The 24759-nt window shown below is 42.8% G+C and carries 17 protein-coding genes and 1 pseudogene; 4 read left to right on the forward strand and 14 right to left on the reverse strand.

The window, feature by feature from the left end; genetic code table 11:
- Nucleotides 1-294: 294 nt before the first annotated feature.
- The 4 genes and pseudogenes from BVE84_RS04550 to BVE84_RS04565 all read right to left on the reverse strand — a co-directional run bounded on the left by BVE84_RS04550 (nucleotide 295) and on the right by BVE84_RS04565 (nucleotide 7231).
- The gene (locus tag BVE84_RS04550) at nucleotides 295-735 is read right to left on the reverse strand and encodes a GNAT family N-acetyltransferase (protein ID WP_076995883.1); all 441 of its coding nucleotides are present in this window, start codon (nucleotides 733-735) and stop codon (nucleotides 295-297) included.
- On the reverse strand, nucleotides 732-1985 hold the full coding sequence (locus BVE84_RS04555) for a DUF2130 domain-containing protein (RefSeq protein WP_076995884.1): 1254 nt from the start codon (nucleotides 1983-1985) through the stop codon (nucleotides 732-734). Before BVE84_RS04555 ends, BVE84_RS04550 begins: the two co-directional genes overlap by 4 nt.
- A 134-nt stretch (nucleotides 1986-2119) precedes the next feature.
- Nucleotides 2120-3141, reverse strand: a pseudogene (locus BVE84_RS04560) (YdcF family protein).
- Between the two features lie 196 nt (nucleotides 3142-3337).
- The gene (locus tag BVE84_RS04565) at nucleotides 3338-7231 is read right to left on the reverse strand and encodes a Cna B-type domain-containing protein (protein WP_076995885.1); all 3894 of its coding nucleotides are present in this window, start codon (nucleotides 7229-7231) and stop codon (nucleotides 3338-3340) included.
- A gap of 1343 nt (nucleotides 7232-8574) precedes the next feature.
- Between BVE84_RS04565 and BVE84_RS04575 the strand changes: the two genes are divergently transcribed.
- The 4 genes from BVE84_RS04575 to BVE84_RS04590 all read left to right on the forward strand — a co-directional run bounded on the left by BVE84_RS04575 (nucleotide 8575) and on the right by BVE84_RS04590 (nucleotide 13185).
- A complete protein-coding gene (locus BVE84_RS04575; protein WP_076995887.1) occupies nucleotides 8575-9393 on the forward strand; it encodes a Cof-type HAD-IIB family hydrolase in 819 nt (272 codons plus the stop codon).
- An 11-nt stretch (nucleotides 9394-9404) separates the two neighbouring features.
- Nucleotides 9405-10625, forward strand: a complete 1221-nt coding sequence (pepT, locus tag BVE84_RS04580; RefSeq protein ID WP_076995888.1) for a peptidase T — start codon at nucleotides 9405-9407, stop codon at nucleotides 10623-10625.
- Between the two features lie 214 nt (nucleotides 10626-10839).
- On the forward strand, nucleotides 10840-11478 hold the full coding sequence (locus BVE84_RS04585; RefSeq protein WP_076995889.1) for a helix-turn-helix domain-containing protein: 639 nt from the start codon (nucleotides 10840-10842) through the stop codon (nucleotides 11476-11478).
- 510 nt (nucleotides 11479-11988) lie between these two features.
- Complete coding sequence (locus BVE84_RS04590) at nucleotides 11989-13185, forward strand: cation diffusion facilitator family transporter (protein WP_076995890.1); 1197 nt, start codon at nucleotides 11989-11991, stop codon at nucleotides 13183-13185.
- Between the two features lie 363 nt (nucleotides 13186-13548).
- Here the strand turns inward: BVE84_RS04590 and BVE84_RS04595 are convergent, their stop codons facing one another.
- From BVE84_RS04595 to BVE84_RS04640, 10 genes are all read right to left on the reverse strand, one after another.
- On the reverse strand, nucleotides 13549-14694 hold the full coding sequence (locus BVE84_RS04595; RefSeq protein WP_076995891.1) for a mannitol-1-phosphate 5-dehydrogenase: 1146 nt from the start codon (nucleotides 14692-14694) through the stop codon (nucleotides 13549-13551).
- Nucleotides 14695-14710: 16 nt separating this feature from the next.
- Nucleotides 14711-15148 carry a PTS mannitol transporter subunit IIA gene (locus BVE84_RS04600; protein ID WP_076995892.1) on the reverse strand — a complete coding sequence of 146 codons (438 nt, stop codon included), beginning with the start codon at nucleotides 15146-15148 and terminating at the stop codon, nucleotides 14711-14713.
- A gap of 1 nt (nucleotide 15149) precedes the next feature.
- Nucleotides 15150-17102, reverse strand: coding sequence for a BglG family transcription antiterminator (locus BVE84_RS04605; protein WP_076995893.1), 1953 nt, complete (start codon nucleotides 17100-17102; stop codon nucleotides 15150-15152).
- 67 nt (nucleotides 17103-17169) lie between these two features.
- Nucleotides 17170-18930, reverse strand: a complete 1761-nt coding sequence (locus tag BVE84_RS04610) for a PTS mannitol transporter subunit IIBC (protein WP_076995894.1) — start codon at nucleotides 18928-18930, stop codon at nucleotides 17170-17172.
- Between the two features lie 134 nt (nucleotides 18931-19064).
- Nucleotides 19065-19904, reverse strand: a complete 840-nt coding sequence (locus BVE84_RS04615) for an amino acid ABC transporter substrate-binding protein (RefSeq protein ID WP_076995895.1) — start codon at nucleotides 19902-19904, stop codon at nucleotides 19065-19067.
- Nucleotides 19905-19934: 30 nt separating this feature from the next.
- The gene (locus BVE84_RS04620) at nucleotides 19935-20567 is read right to left on the reverse strand and encodes an amino acid ABC transporter ATP-binding protein (RefSeq protein WP_076995896.1); all 633 of its coding nucleotides are present in this window, start codon (nucleotides 20565-20567) and stop codon (nucleotides 19935-19937) included.
- A gap of 8 nt (nucleotides 20568-20575) precedes the next feature.
- Nucleotides 20576-21217 (reverse strand): amino acid ABC transporter permease, encoded by a 642-nt coding sequence (locus BVE84_RS04625; protein WP_076995897.1) that lies wholly within the window; start codon nucleotides 21215-21217, stop codon nucleotides 20576-20578.
- A gap of 288 nt (nucleotides 21218-21505) precedes the next feature.
- On the reverse strand, nucleotides 21506-23320 hold the full coding sequence (gene glmS, locus BVE84_RS04630; protein ID WP_076995898.1) for a glutamine--fructose-6-phosphate transaminase (isomerizing): 1815 nt from the start codon (nucleotides 23318-23320) through the stop codon (nucleotides 21506-21508).
- Nucleotides 23321-23481: 161 nt separating this feature from the next.
- The gene (gene lepB, locus BVE84_RS04635) at nucleotides 23482-24006 is read right to left on the reverse strand and encodes a signal peptidase I (RefSeq protein WP_076995899.1); all 525 of its coding nucleotides are present in this window, start codon (nucleotides 24004-24006) and stop codon (nucleotides 23482-23484) included.
- Nucleotides 24007-24054: 48 nt separating this feature from the next.
- Nucleotides 24055-24684 carry a GDSL-type esterase/lipase family protein gene (locus BVE84_RS04640; RefSeq protein ID WP_076995900.1) on the reverse strand — a complete coding sequence of 210 codons (630 nt, stop codon included), beginning with the start codon at nucleotides 24682-24684 and terminating at the stop codon, nucleotides 24055-24057.
- Nucleotides 24685-24759 lie beyond the last annotated feature (75 nt).

Below are 24759 nucleotides of genomic sequence, written 5' to 3' on the forward strand. Positions count from 1 at the left end.
TCATAATAGCAAAGTGAAAAACTTTCTTTGTGAACATCCATTCCGATGAAAAGTGTGGTAAAATGAAACATATAAGACCTCCAATTGAGTGTGGTAATTCCTGTTAGAAGTTGATTGTTTTTTTATTCTAGTGTACAGGTAAATCCACGAATTCTCAACTGGGGGTCTTTACATATTGTCTAAACGACTATAATACTCAAAAAGCAGGTCCAAGCCTAAGACCTGCTAACTTTTTTATTTCTATTTCATTCACGCTTCATGCCTTCCGGTACTGATACTGCCCTGCTCTCTCCATTATTCGCTCTTCTCTAACTGATAAGCAAAGCCGATTGATGTTTGTTCAAAGCCATAATGCTCATAGAAACGATGGGCAGCCTGTCTCTTATCTCCTGTACCGCTATTTAAAGCCATCACCTGACAGGCTGTTTCTTTTCCAATGTCTTGAACCCTGTCTAACAAGGCTGTCGCAATCCCTTTTTTACGATGCCTACTGTCTATAACGAGGGCTAAAATACGGATATAGGTACCACTTCGCTCAAAGAAATACATCTTGGCATAGCCAAGCAAGCCAATCACCTGCCCCTTTTCTTCATAGACCAAACATTCATAATCAGGATGAGCCAAAAGATGGGTCAAGCGCTCCCTCAACTCTCCCAGCTGACTAGGGTAGCCCAACTCCACCAACAACTGCTGACAAGATTGGGCATCTTCTTCTTGGTAGCTCCGAATCATCATGTCTCCTTTAAAGCGTCAAATTTAGCTTTCATGGTTGGATTTTTCCTCGTTAGCTTTTTAACTGTAACATCCTCCAACTTATTATTGGCTAAACGCAGTTGATTTTCACTAGTCGTAAGTGCCGCCTTGACTGCCTCCATCCGCTTGATAGCCTTATCAATCTCATCGATTGCCTTTTGGAAGTTCGTGCTAGCAGACTGGTAGTTCTTGGCAAAGGCGTTTTTAAAGGTTTGTAAGTCCTCTTCAAAGTGAGTGATGTCAATATGCTGCTCTCTCACCAGCGCCAATTCCTGCTTGTATTTAAGGGCATTCATCGCTGCATTACGCAAAATTCCGATTAGTTGAATAAAAAACTGGGGACGAACCACGTACATTTTTTCATATTTATGGCTGACATCCACAATCCCTGTATTATAGTAGTCGTTGTCGGACTCTAGCATGGTGACAAGCACAGCATATTCACATTCTTTCTCTCGGCGATCCTTATCCAATTCTTTGAAAAAATCTTCATTCTTATGTTTTTTCACTGTATCATCGGCTTCATTTTTCATCTCAAACATAATGGAAAGAATTTCTACACCATTTTCGTCCACCTCCCGATAGATGTAATCCCCTTTAGAACCACGCTGAGAGACCTGATTATCCTTTTCAAAATAGGCATTCGGAAAGGCTAGATGACGAACCTTGTTAAACTCTGCTTCTGCGTATAGTTCTAGACTCTCTCCAATAGCTTTGGTCGACTGCTGAGCCTTGAAATTTTTGTAAAATTCAACCTGTTCATTGGCTGCTTTTAACTGCAATTCAAACTCCTGCCTGGTCGTTGCAAGAGCCAATTCCTGCTTTTGTTTCTGCATGAGCAACTCTGTCTTAACCGTATCTCGCTCTTTCTCCATAGAGGAAAGAGCTAATGTTAATTCGTGTTCCTTTTCTAAGAGTGCCTTCTCAAGCTGTGCTTCAAGGGCGAGGATTTCCTGCTCCTTCTGTGATAAGGCAGAACGAATTTCCAGTTCTGTTTGGTGCTCTGACTGTTCTAACTTGGCAGTCAATTCAACGATTTCTTTATCCCGCCTTGCTAGTTGTCTTTGCAAATCATTTTTAGCCTTTTCTGCGACTAATTCCGTCTCACGTGCTAAGCGTTCATGCAATTCTTTTTCAAACTCTGCTCCGCGGACCTGAGCCAGTAGCTGGCTATATTCTGTTTCATTGACCTGAAAGGCCACCCCGCAGTGCGGGCATGTTAGCATCTGCATATATCGTCTCCTTGTCCTTCTATCCTTCTTTACCTAGCCTGCACCTCGGCTAGTGCTTACAGGTTCTAATACTCTTTAAAAACCTTCCCTTACTCCAGTCTACAGACCTAGATTTTAAAACATCACCTTACAAGTTACCAAAGGATACCTCTATAGGCCAAAACAGTCGAAATAAAGTAAAGGAGGTACAAAACGATGAATAGCCATTTGAGGCGCACACAGAGGGCTATAAACTCACGGATAAAGGCAGAAGGAATATAGTAAGAAGCGGTTGCGCACCCCAAACCATCTCCAACTAGCCCTATCTTTTTGGCATAAACACTGGTTCTAAAAACATGATAGTCGTTGGTCACAAACAGGAATTGGGGCTGAGGACAAAGACTCTCACCTATTTCTTTTGAAAATAGGAGGTTTTCAAACGTTGTACGTGATTTATCTTCTAAGAGAATAGCACTACTAGGAACAGCCCCTGTTTTTAATAAATAATTTGCAATCGCCTGAGCTTCTGAAATCTTCTCATCTTCGCCTTGTCCCCACTGGCAATCAACCTTGTCTTTGAATTGCCCAATCGTTGGTAGGCTTCTACTGCCTTATCTATTCGTTTTTTTAATAGGGGAGTGACCTCTTCTCCGTTCATCAACCCAGCACCATGAATAATAATAAAGTCATACTGTTTGCGCTTGGGGATAAAGAGATAGAGGTATGAATACAGCATGAAGCCCGCAAAAGCAAATCCAAATAAGAAATAAGTGAAAAAAATGCTGATGACGAAAATGTTCAAGTAGCTATTCCTATAAAATAGTCCGTTTTGATCTGTGAAACGCCAAAAGAGTAGAAGAAAAAAGAGAAGGATAGCAAAGCCCATAGCCAGCGATAATAGATTCGCCTTGGAGTATCCCTCTTTCCTCAATAGAATACAACCATTGTAGACTAGGAAAAATCCGCTAAGAAATAGGATAAGGGGTAGTAATACAAAGCCTGCAGCAAAAACGATATTGTGTACCACCAACCAGTCCAACTGGTAAAATAAATCTGCCAGAGAGAGATAGAGGAAAAAAAGACCGATTATCAATAGTGCAGGATTTAATAAACTACGATTATCCTTCATAAATGAGACAATAAGCAATAAAATAACAATCAGTGTCAACCAATACAGCATAGATACTCCTTAAAATCATCTTCTTGGACTATTATACCATAAACGAGTAAGAAATCTCACTCCCCTTCAAAAAGAAAGGGAGACTCTGACCATCACTTGTCTATCTTCAATGACATTCGTGATTGAACTTCCTATGCCTACCATATAAAAACAAAAGCAACGGCAATCAACCGTTGCTTTTGAAGAGTATAAACTACTTTCCTTTCTTCACTAGATAGACACCAAGTCCGACCAGTAGAACAAGACCAAGGACAATCAGTCCCAGACTGGTCGTGCTATTAGTTGCTGGTAAGATTTTCTTAGTTCCTGCTGATTGACCAGCCTGTGGTTGAGTCGGCTCTCCTACAGGTGGCTGAGTAGCCGGAGGAGTTCCCTTTGGAACATGGCTATTGGTAATCAAGGTACCATCAATCTGTGTGGTGTAGCCTGCTACCGCTTCTTCCTCAACCGTATACTGAATGGCTTTTCCATCCTGGTATTGGTCTAGGTCGTCAAAATGGTAGTTCCAGCCTGTAGCTTCTGAAGCAATCGCCGTTTTCTTGGTATCCACCCCATTCGCAAATAGGTGGACGGTGATACTGCTTGGACGAATCCCATCTTGATTGTTCCCATCGTTCCAGACCTTAGAACCCTTGAGGCTTATCTTCTTAGGTGTGTAGCTGTTGGTAATCGTATAACGACTGCCCTCAGCGATCATCTTGCTTCCATACTCTGCTGGGACAAGCTCCTCTAGGCTATAAGGAATCTCTTGGCCATTTGCGTACTTGGGCAGGTCTTTCGATGCAAAGGTCCACTGTCCCTCTTCATCAGGTGTGACCGTGATGCGATCTACTTCCTGCCCTTGACCATCCTTCACAAGGAGGACGATACTGCTAGGACGCTTGCCATCTTGGTTGTTGGCATCCTCCCAGACCTTGCTTCCAGTGATGCGAATCATCTCAGGAGTCCGTGAATTGGTGATCACTTGACCCTCGACCGTGGCACGGTAGCCCGCCGTTTCTAACAGGGCTAGCGTCGCCTCATCTTCTCGGACAGAGTATTGGATTTCTTGGCCATTTTCAAATTGTGGGAGCTGGGTGAAGCTAGCTGTCCAAGTCTCGTCATCTGTTTGGTCTGCCTTCGTCAGAGTCAGGGTCTTTCCTGCAATGGCGACAGGCTCACTACCAGCTACAGATTTGTAGAGTTGGACAGTGATCGAGCTTGGACGTTTCCCGTCCTGGTCTCCCCTATCTGCCCATTTTTTGGTGACCTGATAGCTGATTTCTTTTGGTGTATAGCTATTGATGATGGTAAAGTCGTGAACGGTGGTCGTATAGTCGTCAACCGCTACTTCTTCTACCGTATACCGAATGACTTGTCCCTTGGCATATTTGGGCTTGTTGGTAAAGGTGGTCATCCAGTTCCCTGTCGCATCTGCTTGAATCGTTTGGCTATCGACCCGCTCTCCATTTGCCAGAAGGTGCACTTGAATCTTGTCCGGACGCTTGCCATCTTGGTTATTGCCATCCTCCCATTTTTTGTGAACCGTAATATCCACCATTTCTGGTGAGTAATGGTTGGTGAGGTTGTAGCCTTCAAGGCTGGTCTGATAGTTTGGCACAGCTTCTTCTGCAATCGTATAAGCAATGGCCTTCCCATCTTGGTACCTTGCTAGATTGGTGAAGCGATAGGTCCAGTTATCGGTAGCAGTCACGGTCTGACTGGCCACCTTTTGCCCATTGGCAAGCAGGTGGACGGTGATAGAGTCTGGACGTTTCCCATCTTGGTTGTCCGCATCATCCCAGGTCTTGCTTCCCGTCACTTCCGTTACTTCAGGACTATAGGTGTTGGTCAAGTTATAGCCCTCTACTGTTTTTGTATAGCCTGCTGGAAGCTCTTCATCTACGCTATAGGTGATGGCTTGACCATTTTCAAACTGAGGAAGATTGGTAAAGGAGTACTTCCAATCCTCCTTAGCGGAGGTTTCCGTTCTAGCTGCTTCTGTTGTCTGACCTGCTACTGTTTTGAGAAGTTTGACAACCAGCTTCTCTGGACGTTTCCCATCTTGGTTGTCATTATCAGCCCAGGTCTTAGTACCAGAAACCTCTGTTACGGCAGGCGTATAGCTATTGGTCAGGTTATAGCCTTCTACTGTTTTTGTATAGCCTGCTGGCAGCTCTTCATCTATGCTATAGGTGATGGCTTGACCATTTTCAAACTGAGGAAGATTGGCAAAGGAATACTTCCAATCCTCTTTGGCGGAGATTTCCATTCTAGCTACTTCTGTTGTCTGACCGCCTACTGTCTTGAGAAGTTTGACAACCAGCTTCTCTGGGCGCTTGCCGTCTTGGTTGTCATTATCAACCCAAGTCTTGGTACCAGAAACCTCTGTTACGGCAGGCATGTAGGTATTAGTGAGGGTAAATCCTGTTGTCATGTCACCTGCTACCTTAGATTGATAACCATCTGGGACATCTACCTCTTTCAACGAATAGGTAATTTCTACCCCCTGATCATCATATTTGTTTAAATTTTCAAAACTGCCTGTCCATTTATTCTCTGCATTGAGGGTAAGGTTTTTTCCTGCGACTTCTTGACCGTTGGCAAGTAGTTGAACCGTAATAGAATCTGGGCGCTTTCCATCTTGGTTATTAGCATCTTCCCATACTTTAGTGACGGGAATGGATACTTTTTCTTTCTTATTTTTAATGGTCCGAATGACCCCATCCTTTCCGACCGTCACTTCAATCGGCGTTTTATCCAACATATAGCCCTTGGGAGCCTTGATTTCGACGATGGTAAATTTCCCCTTAGCTACTTCATCAGCTGTGTACACTTTAGACTGGGCAACACCGTCTTTCTCAATTTTAACGATTTCTTTCTGACCACTTGGTGAAGTGATTTCAAACTCTGCCCCATTCAGCAAGGACGCTGTTTCGGCATCCTGTTTGTAAAGGGTGATACGGTAACCTGTGTCTAATTGGATGGACCCGCCTGTTGTAATTTTAGTAGAGCGTGTCACACGATGAACCGTTCTTTGATTCTCCGTGCTAATAGTCACATCTGTCTCCCCACCTTTCATAGACAATTCATTGATGACGTTTGTACCATTAGCAGGTGAGGTTGTCGCATAATAGACGTTATAAGCGGCAGGTCGCCCGTTTTCTGCCATTCTCGAAGCAGTATTCAACAATTTTAAGGTATAGCTGGTATAGGCACTATTATATTCGATGGTGTAATCTTTTCCTTCTTCAAGTAACTTTTGGCCCGTCAAATTCAAACTAGAATTAAAATGCCCTGCATAAACCTTGACCTTTTCAGGAATAAACTGCATCGGTGCAGAATCTTCAGGAATCACATCTTTTAGGGAGATGGAGTCGTAACTGGACTGATTTGTATTGACCCGTAGGTACCAGTTATGGATATAGTCCCCACTTTTTCCTAGTGTCTGAGAACTCCAAGACTCTTTGCTCATCACTCCACCATTTTTTACAAAATTTTCTTTTTTGATTCCTTCTGTATAATCAGGTGTCGTCCGTTCTTTGACCGAAATAGAGTGACTAATGTTTTTGCTGGTTTCTGTAGATGGATAGGTGATGGTTTTGCCACTCACGACCTCGTCTACTTTGAAGTCTGTATAAAAAGTTCCCTTGACTCCTTGAATCTGGCTACCACCCTTCTTTTTGAGATATTCCTGCAAGTCCTTGAGGGTGACCTTCACCGTCCCACCATTTCCGGCTCCGTTTGAGGTTACAGTAACTGTTCCGACAGCCACATCTGTCCCGCTATCTTTCAAGTCAAAACTCGTATCGCTAACAGTTATTGGTGCAGGTATGGTGAATGTAAAATAATCACCATCTACTAAATTCCCATCATACTTTGAGAGATCAAAAATTGATTCAAATCGATACGTCACCCCTTTTATTAACTGATAAGAACCTGAACTATCTGTAGTAAGATGACTCCCATTACTGACGTCCCACAAGTTGATATCTGTTAATACATTTTGGAGTTCTTTTGCTTGAACAGTCGTCGCACTTGCTCCAATGCCTAATAAGGTGACCATTATAGCTAGAAACATGACTAACCATTTCTTAAGCTGGTTCATTTTTTCCTCTTTTCTACACATTATTTATGTTTGTTATATGATTTCTTTTTTCTTTTCGTAAATCAGAATGTCGCCAGTAACGTCGGCTACAGATACTGCTACAAAATACCGTTCGCTTATCAAGAACACCTTTTTTCGTCACCACTCGGCGCCCACATTTTTTACAGGTAAACGTCCGGCTCTCATAAAAATTGATTCGTTTTTCTGCGAGCATTTTACCTCCCTTTAGCTGATAGCCCCTTTCTGGTTGTTATAGTCTTTTCATTTACTTCTAGTGTCTACTCCTAATCATTTAAGAGAGGATTGAAAGTTGGAAATGAGAAATCGACATTTTTTCAGACATTGAAGTAATAAAAGAGACGCAGCTATCTCAACTTTAGTCAATGACAACTGTAGCTACCTTTAGGTATAAACTGACTGTCTATAAAAGCCTAAAAACTTCCAGAGTTGTAAAATATATCCCCACCACCCCAACCCTCATACACTAGCCCTGATCACGAATCCATGTACATACCAGACTACGAACTGTTTGTCCTGCATCCTTTTTCTCCCTTCTTTATATTCTCGCACTAACAGCTCTAGTTTCCTTCTATCTCCAGATAAATATGCAAAGCATCCCATGTATAGCCATAGGGCTTGCAACTACTATAAACATGTCAATATTTATAGTGGTTCATGTTCAGCACATTAGAGACACGACTGTTAGTTATAAGGTTTGACTTGTAGTCAAACCTTTGATATACGTAGTATATCAAACACCCATTAAATTTATGTACATTATCAAATTGAGGTGTAGAAAAATGATTGCTCACACATTTGTACAGCACATTGTCCTAAGAAGGTGATAGACAAAGACTTGAACTGTTACTCATACTCTTTAAAAATCAAAAGGATACGTCGTCAAGAGTCTCGAGGACGAGTGAAAAAACAGGACAATGGACTTGGACTCGCTGCCCGGTTTTTGGGCGAGGGAAAAAACAGTCCACTGGACCTTGGACTAGCTTTCCTGTTTTTGGGCGAGGGAAAAAACAGTCCACTGGACCTTGGACTAGCTTTCCTGTTTTTGGGCGAGGGAAAAAACAGTCCACTGAACCTTGGACTAGCTTTCCTGTTTTTGGGCGAGGGAAAAAACAGTCCACTGGACCTTGGACTAGCTTTCCTGTTTTTGGGCGAGGGAAAAAACAGTCCACTGGACTTGGACTCGCTGCCCGGTTTTTGGGCGAGTGAAAAAACAGTCCACTGGACTTGGACTCGCTGCCCGGTTTTTGGGCGAGTGAAAAAACAGTCCACTGGACTGTTTTTTTATGCTATACTATCCTATAGGAATACTAGAGGAGGAATCTATGATAAAATTACTTGCCCTTGATATGGACGGGACGTTACTGAATAGTCAGAAACAGCTGACAGAGACACAGATCAAAGCGATTCACCAGGCTGTTGAAAGTGGTGTCAAGCTAGTCCTTTGCACCGGTCGGATGTTGACAGGAGTTAAGCCCTATTTTAACCAACTGGGTCTCGAAACAGAAAATGAGTATGTCATTGTCAATAACGGGTGTTCAACTCATCAAACAAGCGACTGGAAACTCATCGACTGGGCTGAGCTATCGCCAGAACAAATTCAGTACCTTGCAACGTTCTTGCCAGAGACTAGCCTGCAACTAACCTTATTCGATGAAAATCACTACTATGTCTTGGACGATGAACCCAATCAATATTCACGAGCAGATGCCGAGCTTGTCAACGTTGAGCCTACTATCTTAAGCATGGAAAATGCAACTGACCAAAGCCGTCATCTTTTCCAAGCCATGTTCGTCGGAACACAAGAGGCTACGGATGATTTTGAAAACAAGCACCGAGTAAGACTTAGCAAAGACTTCGATGTTGTCCGCTCTCAAGATGTACTGCTTGAAATCTTACCAAGCGGTACGAATAAGGCTTCCGCCTTAAAAAAATTATCAGAACAACTACAGATTTTACCAGAGGAAATTATGGCTATTGGAGATGCTAACAATGATATTGAAATGCTTGAATTTGCAGGTCTCAGCATCGCAATGGGGAATGCCAGCAAGCTGATTAAATCTTTAGCAGATGATATCACCGATACAAATGATCAAGACGGTGTAGCCAAAGCCATCTACAAACATATTATCCATAAACCTTAAAAGGAGGAAACATGAAATACCCAAATCTTTTAGAGCGCTTCCTTATCTACGTGAAGGAAAACACACGTTCAGACGAAAAGTCTACCACCACACCTAGTACCCAGAATCAGGTAGCATTTGCCCAAAATATCCTACTTCCTGAAATGAAACGCATCGGGCTTCAAGATGTCCACTACCTGCCAAACGGATTTGCGGTCGGAACACTGCCCGCTAATGACCCAAGTCTGACTCGCAAGATTGGCTTTATTGCCCACATGGATACGGCTGACTTCAACGCTGAAGGTGTCAGCCCACAGATTATTGAAAACTACGATGGCCAACCGATTGCCCTCGGCAGTTCTGGTTTTGAATTACATCCGAAAGATTTTCCACAACTGAATCATTACCATGGTCAAACCTTGATTACGACAGACGGAACGACCTTGCTTGGTTCTGACGATAAGTCAGGTATCGCTGAAATTATGACAGCTATCGAATACCTCGTTGCTCATCCTGAACTCAAACATTGTGAAATCCGAGTCGGCTTTGGTCCTGATGAAGAGATTGGAGTCGGTGCAGATAAGTTTGATGTGGAAGATTTTGACGTAGACTTTGCCTATACGATGGACGGAGGACCTCTTGGTGAACTCCAGTATGAAACATTTAGCGCTGCTGCTGCTAAAATTGACTTTATCGGACGCAATGTTCACCCAGGTTCTGCCAAGAATCAAATGATCAATGCCTTCCAACTAGCGATTGATTTCCACAACGCCCTTCCAGAAACGGACCGTCCCGAAAAAACAGATGGGTATCAAGGTTTCTTCCATCTGATGGATATGGCAGGAAGTGTGGATCAGGCCTATAGCTCCTACATCATTCGTGACTTTGAGGAAGCTGATTTCCAAGCCCGCAAGCAGCTGATGTTAGATATCGCAGCAAAGATGAACCAAGAGTTTGATACACCAAGGATTATCGTCAATCTTCACGATCAGTATTATAATATGAAGAAAATTATCGAAAAAGATATGACCCCTATTACCATTGCAAAAAGTGTCATGGAAAACCTTGGGATTACGCCAATTATCGAACCAGTCCGTGGTGGGACAGACGGTTCTAAAATCTCCTTCATGGGAATTCCTACGCCCAATATCTTTGCAGGTGGCGAAAATATGCACGGGCGCTTTGAATTTGTCAGCCTTGAAACCATGGAATCCGCTGTCGACGTTATTCTAGGGATTGTTAGCCATCCATAAGCAGCTAGCATGACACATCAGACATTATTACTTTGAGTGGCTGAATAAAATGCGAGCGACAATCCGTTTTACCCGAGTAAAGAAATGAAAAGCTAGTTTCGTCTTCATTTAGTATCAGATTTTTTCAACTTGCAACCAATAGTAGCCAAATGTAAACAAGACTTTCTTGAGGAATGCCCTTCCTCTTGCTAAACTCTACTCAGGAGGTGACACCATGTTACTAAATGAAAAAATTCGTCTCATTCGGAGTATCCATCACTTATCACAGGAAGAATTTGCTGAAATATTTGCTGTCAGTCGCCAATCTATCTCTAAATGGGAAAAGGGTAGCTCGATTCCTGATCTGCAATCTCTTATCAAAATTGCCGACTTTGCAGCTATCAGCTTGGATCAGCTGGTCAGAGAAGAAAATGACTTCCCGCCCCTGCAAACGACAAAGCCACCAGCAGCTGAAAACAAAAGCCTATCCATCCCTCATTTTTCTATCCAAAACTATCTCGGGAAAGTCTGCGATGTATCCTTAAATAGCATGTGGTATTCCGTTCTACGAAATATCAAAATCATCGGTTGCTATCAGGAGATGGTTTGCTTTGAAAAGAATCAGCGCTATGGCTACTTCAACCTCAATCGCTGTACCAGTATCCTCATCAAAAAAGAAGAAGCCTACACAGCCCACCATCACATTTCCCTCGGAAAATGCAAGGCCTATACTAATATTGACCGTTTCTGGGGTGGTCACCACTACCTCTTTAGTCAAGTGGTAGCTGTAGATGAGACTGGTATCAAACTTCAAACAGGGACCTTCACTACTAAGATTGACTTTAGCCATTTGGTCATTCTGATGATGAAATAGTTTTTCCAAGCACTGATTCCAGTGCTTGTTTTTGGATGACCTGTTGCAACAGTTCACAGAGCTTCTATGGTCACTTGCTAGTTTTTAGGTGACCAGTTGCAACAGTTCACAGAATTTCTATGGTCACTTTCTAGTTTTTAGGTGACCTGTTGCAACAGTTCACAGAATTTCTAGGGTCACTTTCTGGTTTTTAGGTGACCAGTTAAATCAGTTCAACGAGCTTCTGTGGTTACTTGCTAATTTTTGGATAATCAGTTGAATCAGTTCACAGAACTTCTATGGTCACTTGCGCATTTTTAAATAATCAGTTGCAACAGTTCACAGAATTTCTATGGTCACTTTCTAGTTTTTAGGTGACCAGTTGAATCAGTTCACAGAACTTCTATGGTCACTTTCTGGTTTTTAGGTGACCAGTTGCAACAGTTCACAGAACTGTTGCAATCCCCTGACTATTTCTATCCTTGAAAATTCTTCCTCCTTCTGCTACAATATAGCGAAAAGGGGAGGATTATGAATCAACAAGCATACAATTTAAAACTGGCCGAGCGTGGTGCTATCTTATCCATTATCGCCTATGTCGTCTTATCGGGTATAAAGCTGGCTACAGGCTCCCTCTTTCACTCGGATGCTCTAACAGCAGATGCCTTTAACAATATTTCAGACATTATCAGCAACATTGCAGTATTGATTGGGCTGAGGATGGCGCAAAAACCTGCAGACACTGACCATAAATTCGGTCACTGGAAGATGGAGGACCTAGCGAGCCTCATTACCTCATTCATCATGTTTGTCGTTGGATTTCAGGTTCTTCATAGTACCATCCAAAAACTCTTCAGTAAGGAAGTCGTTGAGATTGATATGATGGGAGCAACCATCGGAATCCTCTCTGCCTTTGTCATGTTTGTCGTCTATCTCTACAATAAACGTCTAGCAAAAAAGGTTCGTTCCAAGGCCTTAGAGGCAACTGCAAAGGACAATCTCTCTGATGCGATGACCTCAATCGGAACATCCATCGCTGTCTTTGCTGCTGCCTTTCAATTTCCAATTATTGATAAAATCGCAGCCATTATCATCACCTTCTTCATCTTAAAAACAGCCTATGATATTTTTATGGAAAGTTTCTTCACCCTATCAGATGGCTTTGACGAAGAACTGCTCCACAAGTACGAAACAGACATCCTGACCTTACCCAAGATTAGCGCTGTCAAGTCCCAGCGTGGTAGGACCTACGGAGCCAATATCTACCTTGATATTGTCCTTGAAATGAATCCCGACCTATCTGTCTATGAAAGTCATGAGGTGACAGAGCAAGTCGAGCAACTCCTTATTGGAAAGCATGGAGTCTTTGATGTTGATATCCATGTTGAGCCAGCCGCAATCCCTCACGATGAAATGTATGAACATGTCTTTGATAAACTCTACCGTCTTGAAGCTGAAATCCAAGCCCACGAAAAGGGCTACCAAGAGTTAATTGAGGAGAATTACCTACTGATTGATGAAAATGGGCAGTATCTAAACAAGGAACAGATGTTGCAATCTCATCCCGTGCAGTCCACCTATTTGACAAATTTTAAAATGGTCTCTGTCAGCCAGAAATCAAAACTTGTCACTTTTGAAATGGGAGATAAGATGCACACCTCTCTCTGGCGCCGCCACGAAGTATGGCGGGTCGTCTTTCATCAGATAACACCAAAAAAGCTGGGCTAGTCATTATCCACTAGCCACAGCTTTTTCTGTCTGGAAATCGAGCTTGGGTGCAATACTGTATATTTGCCAAACTCTAATATCGTTACATAATATAGACATTCGGTTTATACCTAGCGTCAAAAGTATAGTATGTCTTTGAAGGAGAAACTAGGAGTTTACCTTATACTCAATAAAAATCAAAAGTAGACTAGGAAACGAAGGCGAAGGTAGAACTAGCGTTCACCGAGACAAGGTGACAACGTATCCTTTTGATTTTTAAAGAGTATTAGCAAATATCCCTTACTTCTTCGGCATATTTCCTTTGAAATAAGAGGAAACTATTGAGAAAAGTCGTGACTTTTCTCAATAGTTCCAATTAGAGTATTATTTCTCTTCAATCGCTGCGATAAGTTCCGCAACAAGGACCTGATCACTCACACCTGTTACCTTTTCTATGACACTAGCGAGCGGTTCTTGAGCCTGCATCTCTTGTAATTCAACCGATTGAGCATCTGTTTCATCCTCATACTCAAAAATATAATGCACCGTTTGGAGGAGAGCATCGTAGGATAAACCACGCTCCCGTAATTCACGGATTGGACGGATAAAGCGTTCATCATAACCCAGTTTTCTAATAGGTGTACGGGCTACACGGGCCACATCATCAACAATAAATGGATTTTCAAATCGGCTAATGATAATGTTATGATAGTCTTTCAGTGCTTCTTCCTCAAAGCCCCATTTAGCCATAAGAAGGCTACGAATTTCAGCCAAGACCGCTTCCACTTTGGTCTTAACTATTGGCATTTTAAGAGCTTCTAAAATGGTCTGCGCTCCAAAGTATGCCCCCGTATAGGCTGATGTGGCATGACCTGAGTTGACCGAGAATAATTTCCGTTCGATAAAGGGTTCAAGATCAGCTTCATAATGGACTTTTGCCAGCTTCAACTCAGGATTTTTCATGGCCTGACTTTCCACGACCCACTCATTGAAAGGCTCTACCACAACAAACAGAGGATCCTCATGACTTTGAGCAGGGACAATACGATCTACTGCAGCATTAGGAAAACCGATATGTGCTTCTGCAAAGGCAGTTCCTGCTTCAGACAAGTGTTTTTTCACTTCTTCATGGAGGAAGCTAGAACCACCAATCATGTTTTCGCAGGCCAAAATATCGAGTGCCTGCTGATTGTCTGCTTGCTGACGTGCCTCAATCCCTTGTGCTATTAGGCTTGCAATAAAGGGTAGGATATTCGGTCCAATAGCTGTGGTCACCAAATCTGCCTCAGCAATCGCCGCCACGACTTCCTCGGGATGGGTACTGTTGTTAATCCCTCGCACACCTGATATGATGATGTGGCGCTGTCCTTCCTCTGCAATCTCGATCTCATAGCTACCACGCTCATTCAGCGCATCAATAATCTGCGCGTTCACATCAACAAAGGTAATCTCAAAGCCATTTTCAAATAAAATTTCACCGATAAAACCTCGACCGATATTTCCTGCACCAAAGTGGACTGCTTTTTTCATCTTCCTACCTTCCTCCCTATTCAACACTATTTAAAAGAGCGATTACTTCTTCTTTTGAGGTGGCATCCGCCAGTTTGACCACATTGTCTACGTCTGCGCAAAAGATGGAGATTTTCTGAATAATGTCCAAATGCTCATCGCCAAGACCGGCAATTCCAAAAAGGACCGTCGCAATTTTCGGATCAGCCTCTGTTCCAAAATTCACCCCAGCTGGGACTTGAACAAGACTTATCCCTGATGAAAGAACCTCTTTTTTAGCTGCCTCTGTCCCATGAGGAATAGCAATAAAGTTCCCCATATAGACGGATAATTCCTCATTGCGTTCAATCATCGCCTGGATATAGGCTTCCGTGACATGGCCTGCATCTACTAATTGACGACCGCAAAAGCGGATCGCTTCTTCTTTTGTCGCAAATGCTTGCTTTAATTGAATCAATTCTTGTTGAAGTTTCATGTTAATTCTCCCATTGTTTCATTTTTTCATTGAAGATTGTATTCAGGAGCTGGTAGATAATCTCCTGATTTCCTGTACGATAAATTTCTGTATAGAGATTGTTTTCAATAATCGATTGGCTGATGGCTGTCATCAGTTCACGAACTTCTTCCTGCTCGCCTAGCTTGGTCAACATGACCAAGATCCGCTGAACGGTTTCAGGTTGATTGTTCATTGACAAGGCTGTGACTGGCTGATGCAGGGCGACGATTTGAAATTGACTCTGGCTCACCTGGCTAGATTGGGTATGAATCAGCGCTAAATTGGTATTCGGAATGGCGAGCGGACTCATCTCAAAGCGTGAAATCAACTTTTTTGCCAAATAATGCTTATCCTTCACAAAGGAAAGTTGCTCAACAATCTGAAGCACGGTTTCTTCAAAGGTAGCCCGATTCTCTAAATGATAGAGTGAAAAATGCTCTAATAATTGGCTGCTCCCTTTCAAATAAGCCTGTAAGTCGTAATGCTTAGCCACCACGATATCCTCACGGACCGCCACTGTCCGATGCTCCTGAATCGCCTGCAGTCGTTCCTGTAGTTCCAAAATTTCCTTGGTATTGGGAAAGGTCGAAATGACATCAATGTCCATCTGCGGAATCGGCTTAGTCGCAAGGCAATAATCATACTGCTCAAGGTTTAGTTGGGCAAGTTGAGTGGTGCTTTGCACGTCCATCCATCCGACAAAAGGTGCAACACTTTTTATCTTAGACACAAGGACACTGGTCGGCAAAGGACGCTCATCTGTCACTAGCAGCATCCGAATCGGATAAATATCCGGACTGCGCCTAAGACTGGAAGCAAAGTGGAGCGTCACCAATTCATATTCGTATTCATTATGGATATAGCTCGGGAAAAGATCCCGCATGACTAGGCTCACAAGACTGTGCAAAAATGGATTTTTCTGGGTTGCCAGATAGGCCACATTCGTCGTTGTCCGATCTGGAAAAAGAACTGGTACTGCCAAACTCAAGCGAATATGGTGAAAGAGCAAGGGAAAGAGTATCTTATCTTTCACAAAGTCAATCTTGGTAAAGCGTGAAATGCTATCAACTAATTGGGAAATACTGTAATAAAAGCCAGTATCAAAACTCTCGCTAAACAAGGGGACTTCTTGTCGCTTGATAATGACCTCATCTAAAACCATCGCAAAGTAGATGATTTCTTGAATATTGTAAAATTGCTTGCTTTCCTTGGCTAAATCTGTAAAGACTTTTTGTGCAAAGTCCAGGGCTGCTTTAGAGACATTGACCTGTTGGGTCAACTCTCCTTGATTGTCTGCCAGCCCCAGCAACATCATCAAAAATTCCTTGAGCTTGGGATCTATCTCTCCCAGTACAGTTTGATAGCGCTCAAAAACCCTGCGTGCCTGTCGCATCTTGTCGACCTGTAAAATCGGAAAATCATTATAGTTATCCGACCAAAAATCTTGGATTGAAATGGCATTGGCCAATAAGATAGCTAACAAGCGTCGCTTTTGACTGTTTGAACTTTCTACGCGGTAACCCCGTTGGCGTATCAGCTGTAAGCCAAAGACGGTAAGACAGCGCTCTATTTCTGCAATATCCTGAATGATGGTAACATTTGACACTAAAAAGCGCTCTTGAAATTGCTCATTGGTCACCACTTCTTGACTGGTTAGTAATTGGTAAGTCATCAAGGTCTGACGTTGACTTGGAGTATAGACCGTCTCTGCCTGATAGTCACCCAAGGCAGAAAAATTACCCGACAGGTAGTATTTCTTACCATCCTTAATCAGTTGAATATTTTCTTTGGAAAGGCTCTCAGTCAAGTCTGATAAGGTTCGGTAGACTGTCCGTGACGAGACCTGGAGAATGCCTGTCATTTCCTTTAAGGAAAGCTTTCCTACTTGGAGGAAAGCTTTCATCAGTTGTTCTTCTCGTTTGGTTAGTAACATACTTTCATTATACTATAGTTGCTGTAAATTGTCTGTTGATTTTTGACGAGTATGAGATGACCCTTCCTTACTGGAGGATTCTTGCCACTATCCTATCATATTGCGGCGTTGTCACAAGACTATCAACAACGACAAACTTCGCATGCGGTGCGTTTGCTTGGATTATCTCCTGCTGATTAGGAGTTAGCACTATCAAACTGGTCTGTGCATCGTACTCAGATAGACTTTCATAAGGTAGGCTAATAACGGGTAGCTTGATTCCCTTATTTTTAAAGACTGCATTCAAGGTAGCTTGCCCCATTGTTGCTGATCCTTGAGCCTCTCCGTATGCAAAAATGACGGTTTCTAAATCCTGCAAATCTGGTATCCTATCCTCACTTGCCTCTACTTGATCTACAGGCTCTGTATCTACTTGACTCGTCAACTGAGCGATGATTTCATCATATTTTGGTGAGGTGAGGAAATTATCTACTGCTACATGGATAGCACGAGGGGTGCGTTGTGCTGCACGATTAGCCAGTTCCTCCTGCGTGATAATGAGCGTATGATCTGTATCTTGAAGATTGGCGATTGCTTTATTTGTCACCGGAATATTCAAGCCTGCTTTTTTGACCTTGTCACGGAGTAAGGAGGCTCCCATAGCAGAACTTCCCATACCTGCATCACAAGCAAAGATGATTTGGTGGACATTCTCTAGTGTTACCTCCCTTGACACAGCTCCCTGCACCTGACCTTTTGCAACAGCTTTTGCAGCTTTCGTAACTGCTTGTGCAGATTCAAGAGAAGCCCCTTCTGATTTGTCGGCCTTCAAGATAATGGAGGCGACAAGGAAGGAAGCGACTGCTCCTGCCAGTACCCCGCCCCAAACAGCCAAAAGATTGGCAAAATAATTTCCTTCTTTCGGTACAAGACCAGTAATCGCAATGATTGATCCTGGTGAAGAAGCCCCTACAAGCCCTGCATTCAAGAGTTGGAAGGTAAAGGTTCCAGAAACACCGCCTGCAATCGCAGCTAGAAAGAGGGCTGGTTTCATCATCACGTATGGGAAGTAGATTTCATGGATACCTCCGAAGAAGTGGATAATCATCGCCCCCCATGAAGAAGATTTGGCAGAACCCTTGCCAAATAGAGCGTAGGCAAATAGGATTCCTAAACCAGGTCCAGGGTTTGCTTCCAAGAGGAAGAGGACCGATTTTCCGACTTTTAATACCTGCTCTGTTCCCAGCGGGGTAAAAATACCGTGGTTCAGTGCATTGTTCAAGAACAAGACTTTTGCTGGCTCAATGATGATGTTCGCAAGCGGTAAGAGCTTCATATCTACAATCGCCTGCACCCCATCTCCGATGGCGCTTGTCATGCTTGATACAAGGGGACCTACCACCTTAAAGCTAATCAACATAAACGCAAATCCGATGAGACCAGCAGAGAAGTTATTGACTAACATTTCAAATCCTGGGCGAATCTTGTCTTGGAAGGCTTGGTCAAATTTCTTGATAATCCAAGCTCCAAATGGACCAACGAGCATGGCACCGATAAACATTGGGACCTCTGAACCCGCTATAACCCCCATGGTCAAGATAGCTCCGACAACACCACCGCGTTGCCCGTAGACATTGTAACCGCCTGTGTAGCCGATTAAGAGTGGCAATAAATAGGTAATCATCGGGCTAACAATGGTTGCAAAGGTTTCATTTGGTAGCCACCCTGTCTCAATAAAGAGTGAGGTTAAGACCCCCCAGGCAATAAATGCCCCGATATTGGGCATGACCATATTGGATAAGGTTGTTCCCAGTTTTTGAATCCGAACTTTTAATGAAGACTGTTCCATCTTTCTCCTCCTACATTTTTCTACTCTTATTATACAAGCTCTCCCGGCAGAAAAAAACTCAAATCTTGGCACAAAAATTTTGACAAAAGAGAAATAGAAGAAAAAAGACGAGGAACACTCTCGCCTTTTAGTTATTATTTACCTTTGATGACATCCGTTGCGACATCTTCTCCAAACCATTTATCTGAGATTTTTTGGAAGCTACCATCTGCATACAATTCTTTAAAAGCTGCATTGATCTTGTCGACCAAGGTCGTATCTGCCTTGCGAGCACCTACTCCAAAGGCTTCTTTTTCAAATCCTGCATCGATAATGTTGTAGTCGCTGATCAATCCCTCTTGTTGCAAGTAATAATTGGCATAGACACGGTCGATCAAGAGTCCATCAATGCGGTCATTTTTCAAATCAATCAAGGCTTCATTAAAGGTGGCATACTGGGTTGCTTCATTGTTTTTTACAAGGTCTTTTAAGATAGTTGGCTGTGATTCAAAATTTGTATAACCAGATGAACCAGCTTGGGCGCCGAGTACCTTGTCCTTCATGCCTGAGCTATTTGTAATATTGGAGGATTTTTTGGTGACCAGTACTTGGAGATTCTCCATATAATTATCTGTGAACAGGACTTTTTCACGGCGTTCAGCTGTCGCTGAATAGCCATTCCAAATCAAATCAATGTTCCCATTGTTTAATTCTGTCTCCTTCAAATCCCAGTCAATCGGTTGCCACTCAATAGCAAGACCATACTTGTCAAAGACAGCTTTTGCTAACTCAATATCAAAGCCTGTATACTGACCATTCTTTTCTTCAAATCCCATTGGGACAAAAGTTTTGTCAAATCCAATGGTAATTTTTTTACTTTCTTCATAGCGAGACCAGTTGTCTTTTTTAGTGACAGAGTCTCCTGTCCCACACGCTGCAAGAGCAAAACTTGCAACCATCCCTACTAGACCGATAACGATTGATTTCATTTTCATAATGATATTTCCCTTTCACTGATACACATGTTAATGTTTAGGCTCAATCTTGATAATCTCATCGGCAATATGTTCAGCAAACTGCATATCATGAGTGACGACAATTTGCGTAATACCAGTTCTACGATTTTCAAGAATGAGATGCTCCACTTCTTTTCGTAACTCAGGGTCAAGTGCTGAGGTTGGCTCATCATAGCCAATGATCTCAGGGTCAATCATCATAGCTCGCGCTAAGGCAACACGCTGCTTTTGCCCACCTGATAAAGAGTAGGGATAAGCAGCTGCATGACCAGCCAGACCGAGAGTTTCCAGTAATTGACGGGCTTTGCCTTCCGCCACTACACGAGACATATTCTGCGTTTTGATGGGCGACAAGATTAGATTTTCCAACACTGACAGGTGTGGAAACAACTGGAAATCTTGGAAAACAAAGCCCAACAAATGTCGTTTTCCTAACTCTTCTAAGGGAAGTTCCTCTCCATTATAAATCAACTGACCAGAATCAATACTCTCAAGGCCTGCGAGCATCCGTAGTAGGGTCGTTTTCCCACCGCCAGATTGTCCAACGATAGCCAGGATTTTCCCCTCGGGAATCACGAGGTCATAGTTGGAAAAAATCTGCTTATTACCAAAACGTTTGGAAAGATTGCGTACTTCTAACATAAGACCTCCTATTTATAATAATCAAATTTTTTCTCAATCCGCTTGGCCATCAGGGTCACCAGGCCAATCATTACCAAATATAAGGCACCTGCGATAAACATAGGGGCTAGACTAACATCACGATTGGCAGCTGTCCGACTCGCCAAGAGCAAGTCATTGACCCCCAAGGCATAAATCAAAGAGGTATCCTTGACTAAGGTTGTCACCTCATTAAAGACACTTGGGAGGACGATTTTCACCACCTGAGGCAGGACAATATAACGAATCGTCTGGACTGGAGTAAATTTCAGTACTTTGGCTGCCTCATACTGACCGGAAGGAATCGCCTCAATGCCCCCACGAAAGATTTCAGAGAAATAGGCGGCATAGTTCAAGGTAAAGGTGAGGATGACCGCAGGCATCCGATCAAAGGTAAGGCCCACGCTCGGCAAGACATAATAAACAAAAATCAACTGGAGCAACAAGGGAGTGCCACGCATAATCAACACATAAAGATTCAAAAACCAGAGCAAGGGCTTAAATGGAATTTTCATCAAAAAGGCAACCAAGGCTCCCAATGGAAGAGATAGGAGCAAAACCAGTACAAAGACCTGAAACGATACATAGGCGCCATTTAACAAGCTCGGTAAAATTTCCACAACGTATCCCATAATCTCCTCCAAAATAGTAATTAAACCTTAGTATAACAGAAATTTCTGAAAATTAAAAGACCTTTTCTGCATTTTTATAAGAAGAGCCAGCATAGTAATGCTAATACTCTGCAAAAAGCACACTCGGCAACGAGACTATTGAGACTATTGAGTCTAGGCTAGCCTGTGCTTCGCTTTCCTAGCACTCTATTTTATATATACAAAAATCCCTGTAGCAAGACTACAGGGCAGATAAATTCACAAATCTAGCAGATTATCTAAGGAATAGCAACCAGAGGTCTATACACTTTACTCCACCGTAACAGCCTTGGCCAAGTTCCGTGGTTTATCGACATCTAATCCACGTTGAAGAGAAGCATAGTAGGCAATCAACTGGGTTGGAATGACCATTGAAATGCTTGAAAGGAATGGATGAACCTTGTTAACCACGATATCATCTTCTTCACGCTCCAAGCCTTCTTCAACAACCGTCAAGATATGGGCACCACGAGACACGACTTCTGCAATATTTCCACGCGTATGAGCCGCAACTTTCTCGCTAGCTGACATCAAAGCAATAACTGGGGTACCCTCTTCAATCAAGGAAATGGTGCCGTGTTTTAACTCACCAGCTGCAAATCCCTCACATTGGATATAGGAAATTTCTTTTAATTTCAATGCAGCTTCAATCGTTACATAGTAGTCATTTCCACGACCGATATAAAAGGCATTGCGGGTTGTTGCAAGCAACTTCTCCACCTTTTCAGCAATCATATCCTTCTCAGACAAGGTTGCTTCGATCGATTGTGCCACAATAGATAATTCATGCACCAAGTCAAACTCACGCGCTTCCTGCTTACCGTTTGCTTCTCCGACTGCTTTTGATAGAAAGGCAAGGGCTGCAACCTGTGCTGTATAGGCCTTGGTAGAAGCAACTGCAATTTCAGGTCCTGCGTGAAGAAGCATCGTATGGGTGGCTTCACGTGAAAGGGTGGAGCCTGGAACATTCGTAATCGTTAAACTTGGAATCCCCATTTCATTGGCTTTTACCAATACTTGACGGCTATCTGCAGTTTCTCCTGACTGGGTCAATAAGATAAAAAGTGGCTTCTTGCTCAACAGTGGCATGTGATAGCCCCACTCAGAAGCCACCCCTAATTCGACTGGTGTATCTGTCAGGGCCTCGATCATATTTTTAGAGGCATATCCTGCATTGTAAGAGGTACCTGCTGCAAGGATATAGATACGATCTGCTTCCTGAACAGCTTGGACAATCGCAGGATCAACCGTCATCTGACCATCCTCATCAGAATAGGCCTTGATCAACTTACGCATCACCGTTGGTTGCTCATCAATCTCTTTCAACATATAGAAGGGATAGGTGCCCTTACCGATGTCTGATAGATCCAATTCTGCTGTATAGCTACTGCGCTTGATCGGGCGACCATCATAGTCCATTACTTCCACTGCGTCTTTGGTCACGATGACCAACTCTTTATCATGGATTTCCATATATTCACTGGTCTCACGAATCATGGCCATGGCATCTGAACAGACCATATTATAGCCCTCTCCAAGACCGATTAGAAGTGGCGATTTGTTCTTCGCCACGTAGATTGTATCTGGATTGACAGTATCAATCAGGGCAAAGGCATAAGAACCTTGAATAATGTGAAGGGCTTTCTTAAATGCTTCAAGCACCTCTAAGCCTTCTTCTTCAACAAATTTACCAATTAGGTGAACCACAATCTCTGTATCTGTCTGTCCCTTGAAGGTATGGCCTGCCAGATAGGCATTTTTCATTTCAAGATAGTTTTCAATCACCCCATTGTGGACAAGAACGAAACGACCTGTCTGTGATGTATGAGGGTGGGCATTGTCTTCCGTTGGTTTTCCGTGAGTGGCCCAACGAGTATGTCCGATTCCGATTGTCCCTTCCACAGACTCTCCGACCTTGAGCGACAAATCGGCAATGCGGCCAACAGATTTAACCAAGTGACCTGTTTGTCCACCTGTAACAAAAATTCCGGCTGAATCATAGCCACGATATTCTAATTTTTCAAGTCCTTGAATTAAAATATCTGTTGCATTTGTATTTCCAACAACACCAACGATTCCACACATATTGTTTACCATCCATTTCTAACTAAAGGGTTTTATAAATTGGTATAGTCATATCTTTTCCAAACAAAACCAATAAAAATAGTATATAGAAAAGATTTCTATTTGTCAAACGTAAAATTGGTCTAGTCTGATTCATAAAAAGACCATCAAAAAAACTAACCCTACTTCTGGGTTAGTCCGATGTCTACAAAGCCAAATTCACTGATAGGGCTGACACGAAAGGTCAAGCGACCGATGACTTGCTGAGAGGAAATCAAGCCGAGTGTCCGACTATCTTCAAGATTCGTCCGAATATCATTTAAAATCCAATAATTCTTTTTCTCAAGCTGGGGAACGATGATATCCTCTGTGTAGTAATCTTGGTGATTCGCTGATTTACTGAGATAGGTTTCTTCGACAATTTCATTATTACGATACAAGACATCGTCCATATAGGTCACACTATCCCCACCTTTGGCGATGACGCGACCGACATGCTCTGTCCCGTCTACCTGATATAAAACAAAGTCGCCATATTCGAGTTCCTTGCCTTTCACAGCAATGATGACATCATTTTCTTTGAGATAATGATTCGCCATTTGCTTGGTTATAGTGACAGGTTCAAAGACCCAGATACGCAGTGCAATGACACCTACTGCTAGCAATACCAGTATAATCATACGATGAATCAGTTCTCTTTTTACCATAATTCTCTCCCTTCCTCTCTTATTAGTATAGCATATTTTTCTCGAAAATTACCCAAGACTTTTTCCCATGATGGCTGCATAGACGGTATCAGCTACAAGCTGATTGCCCAGTAGGTTTAAATGTAGCCCGTCGCTGTAGTAGTCTAGCCGTCCCTCCGTCAGCGGGTATAAGTTAATCCACTCCACCCCTTTATCCTCAGCGATGCTGGGAATTATTTCCTGCAATTCAGTACGGATAATATCGTTGTTCAGTCCAAAACGACTGGTCGGTACATAAGGAGGAACTAAGAGATAGATGTCTGGCTGGCTAGGCATGTGTCGGTACCGATCTACCAACTCTCCATACTCCTGCATAAATCGCTCCTTATCCCAATACAAGGGACGACTATCATTGCTTCCAATCATGATGATGACGATAGCTGCTTCACTTTCAAGCGATAGCTGGCCATTTTTTTCCTGTAAATAAGGATAGTCCGAGCTTGACTGCAAGGAACGACCACTCAGACCAAAATTCGACACCTGATAATGAGACCCGAGCTTTTCAGCTAGGATACTGGGATAAGCCTCATGCTCTCGATTTTCTAGTCCATAACCATAGGTCAAACTATCACCAACTGTCGCCACCTTGATAGCACCACTTCCAATCGTCATGACTTCTGGATACATTACATCTGACATATTTTCTCCTTTTTTCTATTCTAACATTTTCAAAAAAATAAAGAAACCCTATTGACTTTATGCTATACTAGGAGC

Source organism: Streptococcus azizii, from assembly GCF_001984715.1.
GTDB lineage: Bacteria > Bacillota > Bacilli > Lactobacillales > Streptococcaceae > Streptococcus > Streptococcus azizii.

What these genes read in the sequence shown, in the direction of transcription:
- BVE84_RS04615 (WP_076995895.1), bottom strand. Translation starts at nt 19,904, where the DNA reads ATGAAAATGAAATCAATCGTTATCGGTCTAGTAGGGATGGTTGCAAGT.
- BVE84_RS04640 (WP_076995900.1), bottom strand. Translation starts at nt 24,684, where the DNA reads ATGTCAGATGTAATGTATCCAGAAGTCATGACGATTGGAAGTGGTGCT.
- BVE84_RS04565 (WP_076995885.1), bottom strand. Translation starts at nt 7,231, where the DNA reads ATGAACCAGCTTAAGAAATGGTTAGTCATGTTTCTAGCTATAATGGTC.
- glmS (WP_076995898.1), bottom strand. Translation starts at nt 23,320, where the DNA reads ATGTGTGGAATCGTTGGTGTTGTTGGAAATACAAATGCAACAGATATT.
- BVE84_RS04585 (WP_076995889.1), top strand. Translation starts at nt 10,840, where the DNA reads ATGTTACTAAATGAAAAAATTCGTCTCATTCGGAGTATCCATCACTTA.
- BVE84_RS04555 (WP_076995884.1), bottom strand. Translation starts at nt 1,985, where the DNA reads ATGCAGATGCTAACATGCCCGCACTGCGGGGTGGCCTTTCAGGTCAAT.
- BVE84_RS04595 (WP_076995891.1), bottom strand. Translation starts at nt 14,694, where the DNA reads ATGAAAAAAGCAGTCCACTTTGGTGCAGGAAATATCGGTCGAGGTTTT.
- BVE84_RS04590 (WP_076995890.1), top strand. Translation starts at nt 11,989, where the DNA reads ATGAATCAACAAGCATACAATTTAAAACTGGCCGAGCGTGGTGCTATC.
- BVE84_RS04575 (WP_076995887.1), top strand. Translation starts at nt 8,575, where the DNA reads ATGATAAAATTACTTGCCCTTGATATGGACGGGACGTTACTGAATAGT.
- BVE84_RS04550 (WP_076995883.1), bottom strand. Translation starts at nt 735, where the DNA reads ATGATGATTCGGAGCTACCAAGAAGAAGATGCCCAATCTTGTCAGCAG.
- pepT (WP_076995888.1), top strand. Translation starts at nt 9,405, where the DNA reads ATGAAATACCCAAATCTTTTAGAGCGCTTCCTTATCTACGTGAAGGAA.
- BVE84_RS04605 (WP_076995893.1), bottom strand. Translation starts at nt 17,102, where the DNA reads ATGTTACTAACCAAACGAGAAGAACAACTGATGAAAGCTTTCCTCCAA.
- BVE84_RS04620 (WP_076995896.1), bottom strand. Translation starts at nt 20,567, where the DNA reads ATGTTAGAAGTACGCAATCTTTCCAAACGTTTTGGTAATAAGCAGATT.
- BVE84_RS04625 (WP_076995897.1), bottom strand. Translation starts at nt 21,217, where the DNA reads ATGGGATACGTTGTGGAAATTTTACCGAGCTTGTTAAATGGCGCCTAT.
- BVE84_RS04600 (WP_076995892.1), bottom strand. Translation starts at nt 15,148, where the DNA reads ATGAAACTTCAACAAGAATTGATTCAATTAAAGCAAGCATTTGCGACA.
- BVE84_RS04610 (WP_076995894.1), bottom strand. Translation starts at nt 18,930, where the DNA reads ATGGAACAGTCTTCATTAAAAGTTCGGATTCAAAAACTGGGAACAACC.
- lepB (WP_076995899.1), bottom strand. Translation starts at nt 24,006, where the DNA reads ATGGTAAAAAGAGAACTGATTCATCGTATGATTATACTGGTATTGCTA.